Here is a 17122-nt window from a genome sequence, read left to right as displayed (position 1 = left end):
TTGGCGTCCGATACATGTGCCCTTGAACCGATTGGGTTTGGGGGAACGATGTTCGGGTCAAAGAAATTATCCGTCAGTGTATTGGCCTTATTGGCCTTGTCACCAGCCGCTTTCGCGCAAGCCGGTGGGCCGGCGATGGAAGCTGAAATCATCGTAACGGGTGAAAAGGTGGCCCGGTCTCTGCAGGATACCGCAGCCTCTGTGGCCGTAACCACGGCCGCCAAGCTGGAGAAAGAGAATATTCAGACCCTTCAGGAGGTCTTCCAGCGCACGGCCAATATAGCCGAGACTTACGGCACCGCGGGCTTTACCATTCGCGGCATCGCCAACCGGGGCGTATCGGGCGGCGGCGACGCGCCCTTGGCGACGATCTATCTGGATGGCGCCGCCTTGCCGGATGGGATCACCGGCACCGGTCCGACCGACACCTGGGACCTGTCGCAGGTGGAAATTTTCCGCGGCCCCCAATCCACCCTTCAAGGGTTGAATGCCCTGGCGGGCGCAATCGTCTTGCGCTCGCAGGACCCAACCTTCCATTGGGATCTGAAGGGCAGGGCCATCCTTTCCCAGAAGGATACGACCAGCTTTGCCCTGGCCGGTGGCGGGCCGCTGGTGGCGGATGAACTGGCATTCCGCATCGCGGCGGAAAAACGCAACAGTGACAATTTCATCCATAACGTCACCCGCGACACGCCGGAGGAGCCGCTGGACAGCACCAATGTGCGGACCAAGCTGCTCTGGACCCCCGACGCCTTGCCCGATCTGGTGGCGCGGCTGGGCTATACCCATTTCAAAAAGGAAGCCGGCTACAGCTTCACCTATGCCAGCACGGCATCGCCCGACTTTTACGATAACCGGGTTGCCTATGGCGATTACCCCAACAGCACCGATACCCAGGCCGATATCATCAATCTGGAACTGGATTATGCCCTATCTGACCGCACGTCCTTAAGCGCGGTCAGCAATTACAGCGATGTTGATCTCTACCGCACCTATGATGGCGACTATACCGCCCAGCCGATCAGCTATGGCAACAACCCGGTCCGGTACGAAACCTTCTCTCAGGAAGTGCGCCTGAACCATGATGCGGACTGGCTGAAGGGGCTGGTGGGGGCCTACTATTACCACCGTGATCAGCGGACCCAGACGCAGAGCCGCACCCTGGTGCCAACGCCGGCCAATCAGGTGTCGCTGCTGCTCCAGGGGGCGGGCTTTAATGCCGCAACGGCGGGGCAGATTGCCAGCCTTTATACCGCAGCCTTGCCCAATATTCCCGTCCAATATAGCTCCGACATCCCGATGACGGTGGAAACCATGGCGCTGTTTACGGATGGCCGTGTGGTGTTGGGCGAGCAATTATCCCTGCTGGCGGGCTTGCGCTATGATCATGAACGCAACAACGTGGCCGTGACCCAGACGGCCGCCTTTGCGGGCACCTATCCCGATCCTGCTTCCTTTGGGCCCTATGCGCCGCTGATCACCGCCATCAATAGCGGTGTCGCCGGGCTGGTCAGCCAGGCTTCCGGTTCGGCCCCGGAAACAACGCGCAAGTTCAACGCCTGGCTGCCCAAGCTGGGGGCGGAATGGGCCTGGACGCCAGACCTGTCGACCACCTTCCTGGTGCAACGGGGCTATCGTTCCGGCGGCACCTCGGCCAATACGGCGCGCTCACAGGCTTTCGCCTATGATCCGGAATTCACCTGGAATTATGAGCTTTCCTTGCGCTCGCAATGGTTCGATGGTCGCCTGACCGTGAATGCCAATGCCTATTATATTGACTGGAAGGACCAGCAGACGGCCGTCAATTTCGGCCTGAACCTGTATGATATAAATACGGTCAATGCCGGCAAATCGCATGTCTATGGCGGCGAGCTTGAGGTGACCCACAGGATCAGCACCGATATCGACTGGTATGCATCGGTTGGCCATACGCGCACGAAGTTTGACGATTTCCGCACGGATGTCGGATCGGTTACCGACCTGTCGGGACTGGAATTTCCCTATGCACCGCGCTGGACGCTGGCGGCAGGGATGAATGTCCGGTTCGGCGACGGCTTCGCCTGGAACGTCAATGGCAGCTATCGCAGTGCCGTTTTTGGTGACGTTTCGCGCCCGCAGGAAAACATGCGCCTTGATGGTCGTACGCTGATAAATACCAAGCTGGCCTATGATTACGAGAATTGGACTGTTTCCGTATTTGCCAACAATCTGTTCGACGAAAAATACAAGCAGTACGATTATGCGGCGGCAAACCAAGCCCTGTTGGGCCAGCCGCGCGTGCTGGGCGTGATGCTGGAGGCCCGGCTGTGAACGAATTGCTGCCCTCATTGCTGATCCTGGCGGGCGGTTCGGCCGGCGCCTGGGCCTTGCGGCGGTCGTGGCGCCAGGGCGGTGGGGGCGGGCGGCTGCCCTGGCTTCTGTCCGGCTGGGTGCTTTTGATCGCCAGTTTGCTGATCCCAGCCTGGGTGCTGGGAACTGTGCGCGGGCCTTTCATCGCCCTTGCCCTGGTGCCGGTGGCAGCCCTGTTTCTTGTGGCGTCGGGCTTTCAGGTGCGGATGGCGCGGGCCGGTCGGGCCACGGGGCGGGAGAGCCTGGCGCCGGAACCGTCAGAGCGGGCCAGCACCACATGGCGTACTGTGCTGCGCTGGTTGCTGGCCGGTCCCATTGGCATGGTGGCCGCCCTCGCCATTGGCATTGCCTACGCTGTGTGGATGCCGGGGGCGGCGCAGACAAGGCTGGTTGTCGGGGGATTGCTGGTACCGCTGGTCTGGGGTGGGGCGATGGCCTGGACCCTGGCCGATAACCGCATTATCCGCGCCACGGCCGTCCTTGTCGGGACGGCCCTTGTCGGTTTCACCGCCTCCATCCTGAAGGGGTTCGCATGACGGACGTTTCCGCCGCCAAGCCGAAGCGCCAGCCCCTGCTGCCGCCGGGTTTCGTCGCCGCCGTCCTGAAAGGGCATAGCGGACTGGGTCTGGCCTTTGCCGCCATCCTCTATCTGGTCTGTCTGACCGGCACCATCGCCGTTTTTGTCCATGAATTGGAGCGGTGGGAGAATGCCACCGCTCCCCGCCAGCAGGTTGTTTCACCCGAGGTGGTACAAACAGCGCTGGAAGCGGCGGTTGCAGCCAGTGGTGAGGGGCTGGAGCATGTCTTCATCACCCTGCCGGGCAAGGAGTTTCCCTGGCTGAAAATCACCACCGATGCGGCTGGGGTTGACCGGCACTGGATCGGCACCGCCGATGGCACACTTGTCGAAGGCGGAGCCAGCCCCTGGACGGAATTCCTGACAGAACTGCATATCCAGCTTCACCTGCCACGAAGCTGGGGCGCCTTTCTGGTCGGCCTGACCGGCGTGGCGCTGCTTTCCTCCCTTATTTCAGGCATTTTGGCGCATCCCCGGATCTTCCGTGACGCTTTTCACCTGCGTCTGGGCGGTGCCCGTCGTTTGCAGGAAGCGGACCTGCATAACCGGATCGGCGTCTGGGCCTTGCCGTTCCATTTCACGATTTCCCTGACCGGCGCCTTGCTGGGTTTGACCACCTTGATTGTCGGGGTCCTGGGCTTGGCCGTGTTCCAGGGCGATACGGAGAAGGTTTATGCCCTGTTCGTGCCGCCGCACCCAGCAGATGATCCGCGGCCGGCGCCTTTGCTGGACCTGCGCCCCATGTTCGCGGAACTGTCGCGGCAGACAGACGGGCGGGTCACCACCATCTTCCTGGAACATCCGACGGAAATGGGCGGGGCGGCGCAATTCAATCTCGATGACGGATCAGATCGTGTCGCCCACCGGGATTCCTACACGTTTGACCGGGAAGGCAAACTGTTCTTCAGCAAGCGCGCGGCAGAGAACAACATGGGTGAGGCGATCATCGGCTCACTCGGCCAACTGCATTTCGGCTGGTTTGGTGGCGGGTTGGTGAAGATCGCGTACGGCTTACTGGGGCTGGGGCTCACCTATATGGCGCTGAACGGGGTTACGATCTGGCTTGCCCGTCGGCGCGACAAAGGGCGCCCGGCCCCCCGCTGGGAACGCGTCTGGGCCGCCACGGTCTGGGGACAGCCGCTGGCACTGGCAGGCTCTGCCATCCTCGCCGTGGCAATGCCATCGGTGACACCGGGTCTCGTTCTTGTCGTCTGGGGGGCGCTGACGCTGGTGGCGCTGGCCGCCGCCTTCTTGTGGCCAGCCGAGATGCTGTCCCGCTTTGGCCGGCTGCTCTCTGGCGGCTCACTGGTGCTCTTGCCCCTGCTGCATGCGTTGCTGCGGATGGGGGAAGGGGCCGACCCTATGGGTTGGGCAGTGAATGCAGCGCTGCTGGCCATGGGCCTGCTGATCCTCGCCAGCCTGCGTCGGCGAAAAACCGCGCTGGTTGAGTAATGGTCCGTCCGCTTGACCCACACCTGTTCCTCACAGGGATGCGGTGTGGGCCAAACTGCCCCGTTCTAATTTCCGTCGGAAGGCGGCATGTCCGTAGGGGCAGTAGTCGGTCAGGACGGTCTTTCTGGTCCCAGGTCGCAGGCTTCATAGCGATAGCGCCGCACCCCGCGCTTGCCATCCTCGATCGCTACCAGCGCATCGGGGCCATCATAGCCATAGGCGCGGCTGAAGCTGACGGACCCGCGGCGGCGGATGCCTTCCTGGCGGATCAGGCGACCCTGAAGGTTGAAACCGTTACGTTGGAAAAGGCTCCCGGCCTAGCGGCCACTGTCAGGGGATTGCCGTATCTGTAATCTCTGCACCCTAATATGAAGGGCCTAATTTGACGAATTCATGATCGACGCCACGCAATTGAAACCGCCAGTCCTGCCAATGCGTACTTGGATTTATTTCATTGCATATTATATTAACAATGCCTGAGTTTTTTTCGAGATAATATATGATATAACCTTTTGGCGCTGATAAATTTTTACTTAACTTATTTCCTTTTTCGTCGAAAAGAAAGATGTAATTATGTGAATTTTCCTCATTATTTTTGACAATCGCAAATATAATTTTGGATATATCGTCTAATTCAGCCTGTATTATTTCATTTAACGAAATATCTTTGTTATTTTTTGCTATCAATATCGATAAATATTTTGATTTTTCGTTCATTTATATCACCATTTTAGTTAATTAGGTTTTCGTTCACAATCTTTAAATAATTCATACGATCCGCGCCGGGAACGTTCAGTTGGTACTGATTGCCGCCGCCAGGTAGATACGTGTTCGTTCCTTTGTCAATTTGTGGTCCTACGGATCCCTTCAGGATGGGCAAGTCGTTAGTAACCTCATAAGTGACGACCCGATCAACAGATGGTTTCCAACCTTCTTTAACTGCCAGTTCATTTCTCACATAAGCCACGTTGGGGATATTATCTGGTGAGCCAAATGCCCCGGGTCTTGTGGAGGGCTGAGTCGGGCTCAGCGCCATGTTGAACTGCGTACCCGGCTTTAGAACGTCGGCTGTGGGAGTGAAGCCCTCAGGCCAAGGAGACTCATGGTTTACGAGGTTGCGATAGGATTTAGATGCATCAGTCGAATTTTTAAACTGACCCTTATGGGCTTTCTGAAACTCGTTCCAGGTATTACAACTCAGCCCTAGCGGATCGACCCATCCTACTGGGTTCGGCGCGTAAGCCGCAAGGTTGCTGCCGCCGGCCAGCCGGATTGGGTCCTGGCTGGTGAAGCAGCCCTCGTTGGGGGCGTAGTAACGATGGCGGTTATAATGCAAGCCGGTTTCAGGGTCATGATACTGGCCCTGGAAGCGCAGCGGGTTATCGACATCCGCCACATGTAGCTTTGCCAGCGCGCCCCAGGCGCGATATTCGGCCTGCCAGACCAAGTCGCCATTATCGTTGGTCAGTTCCTGCGGCGTGCCGAGATGGTCCAGATGGTAGTGATAGACCTGCGGCGGTTGGTCAGGTCCGCCCCTGCGGCGGAGCTGTGCCAGTGGGCGGAAGCTGCCGGGTTCATGCAGGTAGACGACCGAAAGCGGATCGGGGGCGGCAGCATCCGGGCTGTGCGGGGTGCTTTCGGCCAGCAGCACATCGCCATCCCAGAGGAAATCCGTGCGCTGCCAGACGGGATCGGTAGCGGCGTCCGTGCCAGGGGAGGGGGTATCATCATTCGCGCTGGCCGGGGGCAGGTGGGCGGTCTGTTTCCACAGCCGCCGCCCGAAGGCATCATAGCCATAGCGAGCCAGCGTGCGACCGCGCCGGTCCTGCCGATCCACCGCCACCAGCCGGTTGCTGGCATCATATCGGTAAGTTAACGATACTACCCCGCCGGCGCCTCGCCATTCCCGTACCCGGTTGCCCCATTCATCATACTGGAACTTGGCATCGCCATGCACCAGCAGCCGGTCGCCTTTGGCCTCCCTACTCCCGAAACCAGCATCGGCGCCAGATGCCAGGATATTGCCGGCCGGATCGGGAACGAAACTTTCCGGGCTGCTGCCTTCCACCGCCAGCAATCGGTCGCAGGCATCATAGCGATAGCGACGAACCCCGCGCTTGGCATCCTCGATCGCCACCAGCGCGTCGGCGCCATCATAGCCATAGGCACGGCTGAAACTGACGGCCCCGCCGCGGCGGATGCCTTCCTGCCGGATCAGCCGCCCCTGCGGGTCGAAATCCTGGCGCTGGAAAATGCTGCCGACCTGCCGGCCGATCTCCCGCCCCGCCGCATCGCGCTGGAAACGGGCAATCTCACGCCTGTCACAGGACACCGCCGCCGGCAACCCATCCTCGCCCCAGGCCAGGTCCAGCCGCCGCCCATCGGGCAACAGCGTGCCGGTGCGGCGACCGCGCGCATCATGCAGATGGCGGATTTCCAGCGCCCCCTGGCGCTCCACCGATAGCCTGCCATCGGCATCATAGCCGAACAGGCTGGCATGGTTCGGCGTTTCCGCCGCCAGCAGCCTTCCCACCAGATCATAGCGATAGCGGTGGGCGCGGCCATCGGCGAACCGCGCCGCCACCAGCCGGCCCTGGATATCGCGGCTGAAACGGGTGGGGCGGCCCTGGTCAGTGCTTTCCACCACGAAGCCGGCGGCATCGCGCCGATACTGGATCAGCCGCCCGTCGAACCCGGTTTCCGCCACCAGCCGCCCGGCGGGGTCGTAATCCAGCCGATAGCGCTCCCCCTTCGCGTTGGTCAGACCGACCAGGTTCAGTTCGCTGTCGTAATGATACTGGAAGCGGGAACCATCGGCAGCGATGCGTTCCAGCGGATAGGGCAGCCCGTCATAGCGCCAGCGCGTCACCCGCCCCAGCGGGTCCTTGTGTTTGGTGACATGATCTTCGGCGTCATAGTCCAGTTCCACCGTGCCACCATCGGGGCGGTGGATGGTGACGGGATTGCCATTTTCGTCGCGGCTGAGACGCAGGGGCGCATCGGTGCCGCGCTGGACGGAGATCACCCGGCCCAGCGCATCATGCTCATACTGGCGACAGGGGCCTTTCTCGGTCGCTTCCGTTAGGAGGTCGCCGCTGGCGGACCATGTGAGGCGTTGGATAGTGCCAAGCACATCGCGCAGGATCAGCGGCAGGCCGCGTTCGTCGCGCAGATAGGTTCGCGGCTGGCCAGAAGGGGGGATATGTTGGGCCAGATTCCCCCGCATATCATAGGTGAAGCGGTGGGTGGCGCCATCGGCCTCCACCACCTGTACCGGGCGGCCCAGGTCTGGGCGGATGGGGTCATCCGCGTCCTCGCTGCCATAGGTGAGTTTCAGTGTCGCGCCATCGGGATCGACCCGCTCTACCACCCGGCCCAGCCCATCATATGAGAAGCGCAGCGTGGCACCATCGGGGCCGGTGATGGCCAGTAGATGGCCGGCGTGGTCATAGCTTCGCGTCGTTACCCCGCCCACCGGGTCGGTTTCTGCCTCCACCTGCCCGTCCGGGTTCCAGTGATAGCGGGTCCGCGCGCCCCGGCCAGTGACGACATCGGTGGTGCGTGCCTCAGTATCGTAGGTGAGCTTGGCTTGATAGAGCCCGTTGGTGCCCCAGGTCTGCACACAGCGGGCAGCCCGCCCACGCGCGACATCGTCCCAGACGAAATGGAAGGCAAGGCCGCCCCGCTGCGTCTCCTCCACCAGCAGGTGGTTTTCATATCGGTAGTGCCAGCTATGGCCGCGGGCGTCAGAGGCTTCCACCAGGTCGCCGGCCGCGTCATAGCGATATGTCACCAGCCGAAGTCGGCGGGGCTGACCGCGCTCATCCACCCCGTCCGGATGGGGCACATCAATGGTGAGAAGGCGACCGGCCCGGTCGGTTTCCACCCCGTAATCGCGACCGGCGCTGTCACGGATGCCTAGCAGCCGACCGCCGGGGCCGCGTGACAGGCGGATTTCATTACCATTGGCATCACCGACGGCCAGCAGATGGTGCAGACCGGTTTCCCCATCACGGTCGCCAAAGGCGAAGCGGGTGCCGAGATAGTCGCTTACCCAGTGATGCTGCCCGTCGGTCAGCAGCATCAACCGCTCGACGCTGTTCAGGGCCGGCTGCCCCGGTATTGGATCGGTAAAGAAAGCCAGCCGCCCATCGCCCAGCCGTACGGCCCAACCGCCACCTTCAACCCAACGATAAAGCGCCATGTCAAACGGATGATGCCAGCCTGCCCCCAATTCCCCCCGATGGGTCGAGTTGGATATCCAGACCCGTGACCAGACCAGCGGCACTGGGCCGGCAATCTCAAAATCCAGCGCCTCGGTGAAAAGCTCGCCCGTCGCAACGTCTACAGGATGACCCGCCGTCAGACGGTTGCCGAGCTTGCCGCCGACAAAGCCACCTATTTTGTCACCGACCAGTTCACCTACCAGCCGGCCACGCTCTCCCCCAATGGCTTCACCAACCTTGCCCAGAACGGGAGTCATCAACTCGCTGCCGATTTTTGCGCCGATAACGCGCCCGGTGAATATAATCAACCCGCAGAGCCCGCCGGCAATGATCGCCGCACCCGCCCCAACGACCAGTCCAAGGGCGGTTCCGGTAATGACCATATATTCGGCCATTGTCACCATCCAGGCGGGCACTTCGCCCGAGATGGGCAGATAATCCCCAGCCTGTCCGCCGATGAAGACATTGGGTGAACCGGCGGCAATGACCCCTGCGCATTCCAATTGATCGCTTACGCGCGCTGCTGGACGTTTATTTATAATGACGGACTGACTGCCTTGGGCGATGCGCTGGGGTCTGCGGTGATGGTCGGAGCAGAGCCCGACATCCATGATGGCACGCGCTGCGGCCTTGCCGTTGATGATGACATTGGGTGAGCAGGTCGGACCGATATGCCCGGCGGAATGGGTGAAGGTTGACCCAAATTCTTTTCCACGCAGGGCACCTTCGCCTGCTCCTGCCACAGCCCCCAATACCGCCCCGGCCACGGTGAGCCCTATCCCCCCTGTTCCGACCACCAAAGCGATAGTTGCCGCGCCAACAGCCAAGCCAACAGCCAAGCCAATCCCGGCCCCGATGATGAATCCCATCATCGCACTACTATGGCTGATCGGGTCGCCCACGCGGGCGGCGTTGTATTCGCCGTCCATCTCAATCTATCGGGTTGGAGTGATTTGCCATTGGTGGTCGGGCGTTCCCTCAGGTCGGTCTCTTTGGTCCCGACCAAACAAAACTGTCCAGAATGGCCAGGAATTGCTTGTCGCTGTCGGCAAACCGATCAGCGGGGGCTGTATTGACGATGCAGATGCAACGCCCGTCCGGAAGCAGGCTATAAATCTGGCGTTGCCGGATTATCCCGCTGCCGGAATTCCACTGGAACATGATTTCCACCGCTGCTTGCCCAGCCAGCATCGCATCGCGCCGCAGTTCCAGTTGGAAGCCTTGGGCACGGGTGGAAAGATCCTGTAGTTGCCGGTTCACATAAGCACCGACCGTTTCTTCTGGCGGTGGTCGATCATAGGCGATCATCAGATTTGGAGCAGTCGGCCCGCGCCCATCAATAGGCGCCGACCAGGCGATCATTGACCGGTCCACCCAGTCATCCGCCACTTGGAAAGAGAAATCGCGCGTGTGGCAGGTCTGCGGCATAGCCAATCCTGAAACGGTTGGATGTGCTTAACTTACTCCACGAAAAGCAGGCCTTAAGTGGGGTTTTGCCTTTCGTATAAAAACACTTCAGAAAATTATGCATATGTCTCATTAAAATTAAGAAGATAATTATCTTCTGAAATGAATTAATTTTTTATCTCAAAGCAAGGCATTGATAATGTTTATTTTTTGCGCAAATACTCTATTATTATAATTCTCTATTATTCATAATTTCCTACATATTTAGGTGGTTTGGTTTTTAATTTCGAAGCCAAGAGAATCTTACCATCTGCGCGCTGGCCGAACCTTCACGACTGAAGCCCCCACCCCATCTGCCCTGCCGGCGCGTGAAGAGTGAAATTGGGGAGGAATGCGGGCATACTGCCCCTGTCCAAGACAGGTGAGTGTCGAGAAAGCCCCATGTCATCCAATCAATTGCAGCCGCTGATCCTACCCTTCAACGGCATCCGGCCCCGGATCGACCCCAGTGCTTTTCTGGCGAACGCCGTGGTGATCGGGGATGTGGAGATCGGGGCCAGAAGCAGCATCTGGTTTGGCGTCACCATCCGGGGGGACGTCCATTCCATCCGGATCGGAAAGGGCACCAATATCCAGGACGGTTCCGTCGTCCATTGTACCAGGGACCGGTTCAGCACCATCATTGGTGATCATGTCACGGTCGGGCATATGGCGCTGCTGCATGGGTGCGTGGTGGAGGATAATGCCTTCATCGGCATGAAAGCCTGCGTCATGGATGGCGTGGTGGTGGAAAGCGGTGCCATGGTTGCCGCAGGTGCTTTGGTAACCCCCGGCAAAAGGGTGAAGGCAGGGGAGTTATGGGGCGGTAGCCCAGCCCGCTTTCTCCGCCCCCTGACAGACGAGGACCGGTTGATGCAAACGCGCATCACCCCTTCTTATGCTGATATGGCAGAAATTTATCTGGCAGAGGTGGGCGGCGGCCCCGGCTGACCCCCTCCGCCATCAAGTCTTTGATCCGAAAAAGCCGTTTTTCGACATGCCCATGTCCGGTTCTGGTTGATGGAGGGGAGATACCCCCTATATTGCAGGCAGCGAAAACGATAAAAAGAGGCTGCCCGCTCAATGCTGACAGCGATATTGGCAATCTTCCTGGCGGCGATGTTGGCGCCTGCCCTCAACCGGCTTTTCCCCGCCTGGTCTCACTGGCTTCTGGCCCTGGTGCCGGCGGGGGCGGCTGTCTGGTTTGGCCTCCAGGTGCCGGCGGTCGCCGGTGGTGCCGTTATCACCCAATCGGTGGATTGGGTGCCAGCCATGGGTGTGGCACTGTCTTTCCGGCTGGATGGGCTGTCGCTTCTGTTTGCCCTGCTGGTCTGTGGCATCGGCGCCTTTATCGTGCTTTATGCGGGCGGCTATCTGCGGGGACATCCGCAGGAAGGCCGGTTCCATCTCTTCATCATGTCCTTCATGGCCGCGATGCTGGGGCTGGTCCTTGCGGATGACCTGATTGCACTGTTCGTTTTCTGGGAACTGACTTCTGTCACCTCCTTCCTGCTGATCGGTTTCAATCATACCGACTCACGGTCGCGCCGGTCCGCCATCCAGGCTTTGCTGGTCACGGGCGGGGGCGGCATGGCGTTGCTGGCGGGCCTGATCCTGCTGGGCCTGGCATCCGGGCAAACGGAGCTGGGTGCCATCATCGCGTCAGGCGCGGATATGACGGCGCATGCGCTGTATCTGCCGATCTTCATCCTGCTGGTGCTGGCGGCCTTCACCAAGTCGGCACAGGTGCCGTTCCATTTCTGGCTGCCCAATGCCATGGACGCGCCGACACCGGTCAGCGCCTATCTCCATTCCGCCACCATGGTGAAGGCTGGTGTCTATCTGCTGGCCCGCCTGTCACCCATTCTGGGTGGTACCGATCTCTGGTTCTGGACCCTGGTTTCCGCAGGGGCGCTGACGGCCATGTGGGGCGGCTTGATGGCGCTGCGGGCTACCGACCTGAAAAAGGTGCTGGCCTATACCACCCTGATGGCGCTCGGCACCCTGGTGATGCTTGTGGGGCTGGGCACGGAATATGCGTTGCGTAGCTTTGCTGTCTTCCTGCTGGCGCATGCGCTTTACAAGGGTGCGCTGTTCATGGGGGTGGGCGCCATCGACCATGGCACCGGCACGCGCGAAGTATCGGAACTGGGGGGCCTGCGCCGGGTAATGCCGGTGACGGCGCTGTTCATCGCGCTCGCGGCCCTTTCCATGTCCGGCCTGCCGCCCTTCCTGGGCTTTATCGGCAAGGAACTGATTTATGAAGGGCTGCTGGGGGCCGGGCCGAATGCCTGGGCCGCCATGGCCGCTGCCATTCTGGCCAATGCCACCATGCTGGGGGCCGCCGGTCTTGTCTTTGTGAAGCCCTTCCTGGGCGCCCCCAGCAAGGCTGCCTCCCATGCCCATGAAGGCGGGCCGGAATTGTGGCTGGGGCCGGCGGTTCTGGCGTCCCTTGGCCTGGGGCTGGGTCTTTATCCGGCCGCCCTGGATGGGTTGCTGACGCAGGTGGCGGGCAGCCTGCAGGGCGCGCCGCTGCCGGTTGAACTGCATCTCTGGCACGGCATCACGCCGGCCCTGGGGCTTTCGGTGTTGACCGTCGCCCTGGGGGTGCTTCTGTTCCTGGCGCTGGTTCCGGTCAAGTCCATCCTGGCTGGGCTGCAGCGGATCACGCGGTTCGATGCCGACAAGGGCTGGGACCATATCCTGAACGGGCTGGACAGGTTTGCCCGGCGGGTGACGCACCTGCTGCAAGGGGGAGAGATGGTCCGTTACACGGCCATCATCTTTACCGCCATGCTGGCAATGGTGGGCGGCACCCTGTGGCTGCGCAGTGCGATCAGGATGCCGGCTTTTACCTTCCATGAAGGGGAATGGCTGGCGCTGCCACTGGCAACGATGATGGTCGTGGGTACCATCGGTGCCCTGATCGGCCGGTCGCGATTGGCGGCGATCACCTCTCTCTCGGTCACCGGCCTGTCCATCGCCCTGTTTTTCCTGGTCTATGGCGCGCCTGATGTTGGCATCACCCAATTGATGGTGGAAACGCTGACCGCCATCATCCTGGTGCTGGTCCTGTCCCGCTTGCCGACATTGCCGGCCGTTACCGATCGGGGCATGGCGACAAAGCTGTTCCATGGCGTGCTGGCCGTCGGCCTGGGCGGAACGGTGACGGCGATCCTGCTGGCGATCATCGCATCGCCCCTGTCGCTGGAACTGTCACGCTTCTTCGGCGATGCTTCCTATCTGGAAGCCTATGGCCGCAATGTGGTGAATGTGATCCTGGTTGATTTCCGCGGCTTCGATACGCTGGGTGAAATCACGGTGGTAGCAACAGCGGGGCTTGGCGTGCTGGCCCTGCTCAAGGCGCGCGTCCCCAAACCCAAGGTCCGGCAGGGAGAAGCGCCATGATGGACAGTCTGATCCTGCGTACCGCCACACGCCTGCTGCTGGCCCTGATGGTGCTGTTCTCTGTCTTTATCCTCTGGCGCGGCCATAATGAGCCGGGCGGCGGGTTTGTCGGCGGTCTGGTCTGTGCGGTCGCGTTCGCCCTGCATGCGCTGGCCTTTGGCGTGGCGGAAATGCGCAAGGTGCTGGTGCTGGACCCGCGTACCATCCTGGCCGCCGGGCTGGCGATGGGCATCGTATCCGGCCTGTTCGCCGCCCCCGGTGGCGACACTTTCATGACCGCGCGCTGGATCATCTTCACGGATGAGAATGGGGCCAAGGGCTTGGCGCTGGGCACGCCCGTGCTGTTCGATATCGGGGTCTATCTGGTCGTCGTGGGCGGCCTGATGGCCATGATCCAAAGCCTGATGGAAGAGGATCTGTGATGGAAACCATCATGGCTTTTGCGGTCGGTGGCATGGTTGCCGGCGCCGTCTATCTGTTCTTGTCGCGGCAGATATTGCGGGTGTTGTTCGGCGTGATCCTGCTGTCCAACGCGGTCAATGTCTCCATCCTGCTGGTTGGCCGGCTGACGGTTGGCCAACCGCCGCTGATCGCGGCGGGACAGGATGGGTTGGGGCAGGGGCTGTCCAATCCGCTGCCCCAGGCCCTGATCCTGACGGCCATCGTCATCGGGTTCGGTCTGTTGTCCTTCGCCCTGGCCCTGGCCTATCGCGCGTATCAGGAACTGGGCACCCTGGATAGCCGTGACATGCGCACCGCAGAACCGAAGGAGGACGCGCCATGATCGGCTGGCTGGTCGCATCGCCGATCCTGGTCCCGCTTTCCACAGCAGCGCTGTGCGCCCTGTTCTGGCATCGTCCTGCCGTGCAAAGGCTGTTGTCCCTTGCAGGCAGCGCCATCCTGCTGGTTCTGGCGGCATTGCTGCTGCGGCAGGTCATGGCGCACGGTATTCAGGCCGCACAGATGGGCGGCTGGGCGGCCCCCTTCGGCATCACCCTTGTCGCTGATCCGCTATCGGCCCTGATGGTCCTGGTTTCGGCCATCATGGCGCTTGCGGTTGCCGTTTATGCCTTGGGCGATATTGACCCGGTGCGGGAGAGGGGCGGTTATCACACCGTCTTCCAGGTGCTGATGGTCGGGGTCTGCGGCAGCTTCATCACCGGTGACCTGTTCAACCTGTATGTCTGGTTTGAGGTGATGCTGATCTCTTCCTTCGTGCTGCTTTCGCTTGGCGGCACCAAGGAGCAGATTGACGGCGCCTTGAAATATGCCGGTATCAACCTGATCGCAACGGCCTGCTTCCTGCTGGCTGTCGCGCTGCTATATGGGATCACCGGCACGTTGAACATGGCCGATCTCGCCATCCGGGTGCCGATGGTGGAGAATAAGGGGCTGGTAACCACCATTGCCGTGCTGTTCATCATCGCGTTCGGGATGAAGGCGGCGGTATTCCCGCTCTTCTTCTGGCTGCCGGCCGCGTACCACACCCCGTCCGTGGCGGTTCAGGCAATCTTCGCTGGTTTGCTGACCAAGGTGGGCGTCTATGCCCTGCTGCGCTGCTTCACCCTGATTTTTATCGGCGATACGGAATGGACCCATGGCATGCTGCTCTGGATCGCCGGTGCCACCATGGTGGTGGGGGCCCTTGGCTCCCTGGCTGTGCGTGATCTGCGGCGCGCCCTGTCCTGGCAGGTGGTCGCCCATATCGGCTACATGATCATGGGGCTGGCGCTTTATACCCCGCTGGCCATTGCCGGGACCGTCTTCTATCTGGTGCATGACATCGTGGTGAAGACGAACCTGTTCCTGGGCGCCGGCGTGGTGCGGCGACTGTCGGGCGGCGATACGTCCTATCGCAGCCTGGGCGGCCTGTTCACAGCGGCACCGGTCCTGTGCATTGTGCTGTTCGTGCCGCTGGCCTCGCTGGCCGGCTTCCCGCCACTGTCTGGCTTCTGGTCCAAGCTGATGCTGGTCCGGGCCGGCTTAGCGGTGGATAACTGGGCGATTGTCGCCGCCGCGCTGGTGACGGGCTTGTTGACCTTCTGGCTGGTCGGGCGGCTTTGGGCGGAAATGATCTGGAAGGAGAACCCAGCAGGAAAGCTGGCCGGAACCGTTGCCCTGACGGGGGGTACACGCCTCACCCTGCTGGCCCCCCTGGTGCTTTTGTCCGCCATTACCGTGACCATCGGTTTGAATGCGGAACCATTGATGCGTCTGGCCGATGCCGCAGCCTCCAGCCTGATCGACACTGACGCCTATGTGGAAGCGGTGCTGGGCGCCCCTTCCACCATACCCACCATGCTGGGATCGGCAGAAGTTGACGGAATGGGTGAAGGAGTGACGCCATGACCCTGTTCTTATTCAACTTCTTGCTTGCCATCGCCTGGATGGCCTTCAATGCCGATTTCAGCCTGACCGGTTTTGTCGCCGGTTTTGCCTTGGGGCATCTGGTCTTGTGGCTGGCGCGGCCCTTATATCCGGGGCAGCGCTACTTCCATGTCCTATGGGGCTCTTTCGGCTACATCCTGTGGCTGGTGAAGGAAATCTGGGTTTCCTCCTGGAAGGTGGCGCGGTCGGTGCTGGGTTTCGGCCCGGCTGTGCGCCCGGCCGTGGTGGCGGTGCCGCTGGATGTGCGCACCGATATGGAAATCACGCTGCTGGCCAGTTCCGTCACCCTCACACCCGGTACCCTGTCGCTGGATGTGTCGCCTGACCGCCGCACGCTTTATGTCCACACCATGTTTGGTGAGGATGCGGCGACCGTGCGCGACGACATCAAACTGGCAATGGAACGCCGCATTCTGGAGCTGCTGCGATGAGCGGAGAAATCAGCCCCTTCCTGTCCTGGTGCCTGGTTCTGGCCCTGATCATGCTGTTCATGGCCTTCGCCCTGACCGTCCTGCGCGTGCTGCGTGGGCCGACCAAGGGGGACAGGATCGTTGCCATTGATCTTTTCGGGGTGCTGGCAGTCGCCTTCATCGCCCTGTTCACCCTGTATCAAAGCCGGATCGTGTTTCTGGATGCCGCTATTGCCCTGGCCCTGGTGGCCTTCTTCGGCACGGTTGCCTATGCGCGTTTGATGGAGAAGCAGGCAGCGGAAAAGCTGGCACCCACGCGGGAGGCAGAAAATGAACATGGCTGAACATCTGCATCAGGCCCTTGTCGGCCTGTTGGCTGTGGGGGGCGCTTTTTTCTGTCTGGTCGCCGCGCTGGGTGTGGTCCGTCTGCCTGACGCGCTGACCCGCATGCATGCCAGTTCCAAGGCCGGGGCTTTGGGGTGCGGCATGGTTCTGGTGGCCGTTGCCCTGTTCTTTCCCGGCATCGACGTTTTGGCGCGTGCGATTGCCGCGATCCTGTTCCTGCTGCTTTCGACTCCGGTCGCCGCGCACATGATTGGCCGTGCCATTTATGCCAGCGAGCCGCCGGACAGTGTCATCGCCCCTTATGACGAATTGCGGGGCAGTGCAGATGATCCGGCGGTTCGTATGCGGCAAGCCCATGCAAAAGGAGCGGAGAAACACGCAGCACAGCCGCCATCCGCAAAAATCCGTACGGGTGACGTAACGTAAGGCGGAATAATCACTTGAGGTTCGGTTTTACCTGCCGATATAGGTGAATCAAGGCGCTGCGCTGGAAGGCGCCACAAAGCACGTCCGGGAGGAAG

Annotated in this window: 14 protein-coding genes; 11 read left to right on the top strand and 3 right to left on the bottom strand. The window is 61.0% G+C overall.

Annotated features, from left to right (window positions below; translation table 11 throughout):
- Positions 1-135: 135 nt before the first annotated feature.
- Genes G473_RS0111070 through G473_RS0111060 form a run of 3 tightly spaced genes read left to right on the top strand, consistent with a single transcriptional unit; the run spans position 136 to position 4378 of the window.
- Positions 136-2310, top strand: coding sequence for a TonB-dependent receptor (locus tag G473_RS0111070; RefSeq protein ID WP_210163288.1), 2175 nt, complete (start codon positions 136-138; stop codon positions 2308-2310).
- Positions 2307-2885, top strand: coding sequence for a hypothetical protein (locus G473_RS0111065; RefSeq protein WP_035706728.1), 579 nt, complete (start codon positions 2307-2309; stop codon positions 2883-2885). Before G473_RS0111070 ends, G473_RS0111065 begins: the two co-directional genes overlap by 4 nt.
- Positions 2882-4378 carry a PepSY-associated TM helix domain-containing protein gene (locus tag G473_RS0111060; protein WP_035706725.1) on the top strand — a complete coding sequence of 499 codons (1497 nt, stop codon included), beginning with the start codon at positions 2882-2884 and terminating at the stop codon, positions 4376-4378. The genes G473_RS0111065 and G473_RS0111060 overlap by 4 nt, the downstream gene beginning before the upstream one ends.
- Before the next feature lie 363 nt (positions 4379-4741).
- Here the strand turns inward: G473_RS0111060 and G473_RS30295 are convergent, their stop codons facing one another.
- The 3 genes from G473_RS30295 to G473_RS0111045 are packed head-to-tail and all read right to left on the bottom strand — an operon-like array spanning position 4742 to position 10032.
- Complete coding sequence (locus G473_RS30295) at positions 4742-5095, bottom strand: hypothetical protein (protein WP_154667368.1); 354 nt, start codon at positions 5093-5095, stop codon at positions 4742-4744.
- 13 nt (positions 5096-5108) lie between these two features.
- Positions 5109-9533: an RHS repeat-associated core domain-containing protein gene (locus tag G473_RS29230; protein WP_029013147.1), complete on the bottom strand. Its 4425-nt coding sequence runs from the start codon at positions 9531-9533 to the stop codon at positions 5109-5111.
- 49 nt (positions 9534-9582) lie between these two features.
- Entirely contained in the window at positions 9583-10032 is a 450-nt protein-coding gene (locus tag G473_RS0111045; RefSeq protein WP_029013146.1) for a DcrB-related protein, read from the bottom strand.
- Between the two features lie 420 nt (positions 10033-10452).
- On the opposite strand from G473_RS0111045, the gene G473_RS0111040 reads away from it, so the two are divergent.
- The 8 genes from G473_RS0111040 (at position 10453) to mnhG (ending at position 17027) form a co-directional block, all read left to right on the top strand.
- Positions 10453-11001 carry a gamma carbonic anhydrase family protein gene (locus G473_RS0111040; protein ID WP_029013145.1) on the top strand — a complete coding sequence of 183 codons (549 nt, stop codon included), beginning with the start codon at positions 10453-10455 and terminating at the stop codon, positions 10999-11001.
- A gap of 132 nt (positions 11002-11133) precedes the next feature.
- Positions 11134-13458 (top strand): putative monovalent cation/H+ antiporter subunit A, encoded by a 2325-nt coding sequence (locus tag G473_RS0111035; protein ID WP_029013144.1) that lies wholly within the window; start codon positions 11134-11136, stop codon positions 13456-13458.
- Positions 13455-13880 (top strand): Na+/H+ antiporter subunit B, encoded by a 426-nt coding sequence (locus G473_RS0111030; RefSeq protein WP_210163287.1) that lies wholly within the window; start codon positions 13455-13457, stop codon positions 13878-13880. Before G473_RS0111035 ends, G473_RS0111030 begins: the two co-directional genes overlap by 4 nt.
- Positions 13880-14242, top strand: coding sequence for a Na+/H+ antiporter subunit C (locus tag G473_RS0111025; protein ID WP_029013142.1), 363 nt, complete (start codon positions 13880-13882; stop codon positions 14240-14242). The genes G473_RS0111030 and G473_RS0111025 overlap by 1 nt, the downstream gene beginning before the upstream one ends.
- Positions 14239-15807, top strand: coding sequence for a Na+/H+ antiporter subunit D (locus G473_RS26400; protein WP_051330158.1), 1569 nt, complete (start codon positions 14239-14241; stop codon positions 15805-15807). The genes G473_RS0111025 and G473_RS26400 overlap by 4 nt, the downstream gene beginning before the upstream one ends.
- Positions 15804-16277: a Na+/H+ antiporter subunit E gene (locus G473_RS0111015; protein WP_029013141.1), complete on the top strand. Its 474-nt coding sequence runs from the start codon at positions 15804-15806 to the stop codon at positions 16275-16277. The genes G473_RS26400 and G473_RS0111015 overlap by 4 nt, the downstream gene beginning before the upstream one ends.
- The gene (locus tag G473_RS0111010) at positions 16274-16600 is read left to right on the top strand and encodes an MrpF/PhaF family protein (protein WP_029013140.1); all 327 of its coding nucleotides are present in this window, start codon (positions 16274-16276) and stop codon (positions 16598-16600) included. The genes G473_RS0111015 and G473_RS0111010 overlap by 4 nt, the downstream gene beginning before the upstream one ends.
- Positions 16587-17027, top strand: coding sequence for a monovalent cation/H(+) antiporter subunit G (gene mnhG / locus G473_RS29890; RefSeq protein WP_245580042.1), 441 nt, complete (start codon positions 16587-16589; stop codon positions 17025-17027). Before G473_RS0111010 ends, mnhG begins: the two co-directional genes overlap by 14 nt.
- Positions 17028-17122 lie beyond the last annotated feature (95 nt).

It is taken from the genome of Niveispirillum irakense DSM 11586 (genome assembly GCF_000429645.1).
In the GTDB taxonomy this organism is placed as follows: Bacteria; Pseudomonadota; Alphaproteobacteria; order Azospirillales; family Azospirillaceae; genus Niveispirillum; species Niveispirillum irakense.
This window is presented reverse-complemented; position numbering and strand designations above follow the sequence as displayed.

Excerpts from the sequence above, each read along its gene's own strand:
- G473_RS0111070 (WP_210163288.1), top strand. The coding sequence starts at position 136 with ATGGAAGCTGAAATCATCGTAACGGGTGAAAAGGTGGCCCGGTCTCTG.
- G473_RS0111060 (WP_035706725.1), top strand. The coding sequence starts at position 2,882 with ATGACGGACGTTTCCGCCGCCAAGCCGAAGCGCCAGCCCCTGCTGCCG.
- G473_RS30295 (WP_154667368.1), bottom strand. The coding sequence starts at position 5,095 with ATGAACGAAAAATCAAAATATTTATCGATATTGATAGCAAAAAATAAC.
- G473_RS29230 (WP_029013147.1), bottom strand. The coding sequence starts at position 9,533 with ATGGACGGCGAATACAACGCCGCCCGCGTGGGCGACCCGATCAGCCAT.
- G473_RS0111045 (WP_029013146.1), bottom strand. The coding sequence starts at position 10,032 with ATGCCGCAGACCTGCCACACGCGCGATTTCTCTTTCCAAGTGGCGGAT.
- G473_RS0111040 (WP_029013145.1), top strand. The coding sequence starts at position 10,453 with ATGTCATCCAATCAATTGCAGCCGCTGATCCTACCCTTCAACGGCATC.
- G473_RS0111035 (WP_029013144.1), top strand. The coding sequence starts at position 11,134 with ATGCTGACAGCGATATTGGCAATCTTCCTGGCGGCGATGTTGGCGCCT.
- G473_RS0111030 (WP_210163287.1), top strand. The coding sequence starts at position 13,455 with ATGATGGACAGTCTGATCCTGCGTACCGCCACACGCCTGCTGCTGGCC.
- G473_RS0111025 (WP_029013142.1), top strand. The coding sequence starts at position 13,880 with ATGGAAACCATCATGGCTTTTGCGGTCGGTGGCATGGTTGCCGGCGCC.
- G473_RS26400 (WP_051330158.1), top strand. The coding sequence starts at position 14,239 with ATGATCGGCTGGCTGGTCGCATCGCCGATCCTGGTCCCGCTTTCCACA.
- G473_RS0111015 (WP_029013141.1), top strand. The coding sequence starts at position 15,804 with ATGACCCTGTTCTTATTCAACTTCTTGCTTGCCATCGCCTGGATGGCC.
- G473_RS0111010 (WP_029013140.1), top strand. The coding sequence starts at position 16,274 with ATGAGCGGAGAAATCAGCCCCTTCCTGTCCTGGTGCCTGGTTCTGGCC.
- mnhG (WP_245580042.1), top strand. The coding sequence starts at position 16,587 with ATGAACATGGCTGAACATCTGCATCAGGCCCTTGTCGGCCTGTTGGCT.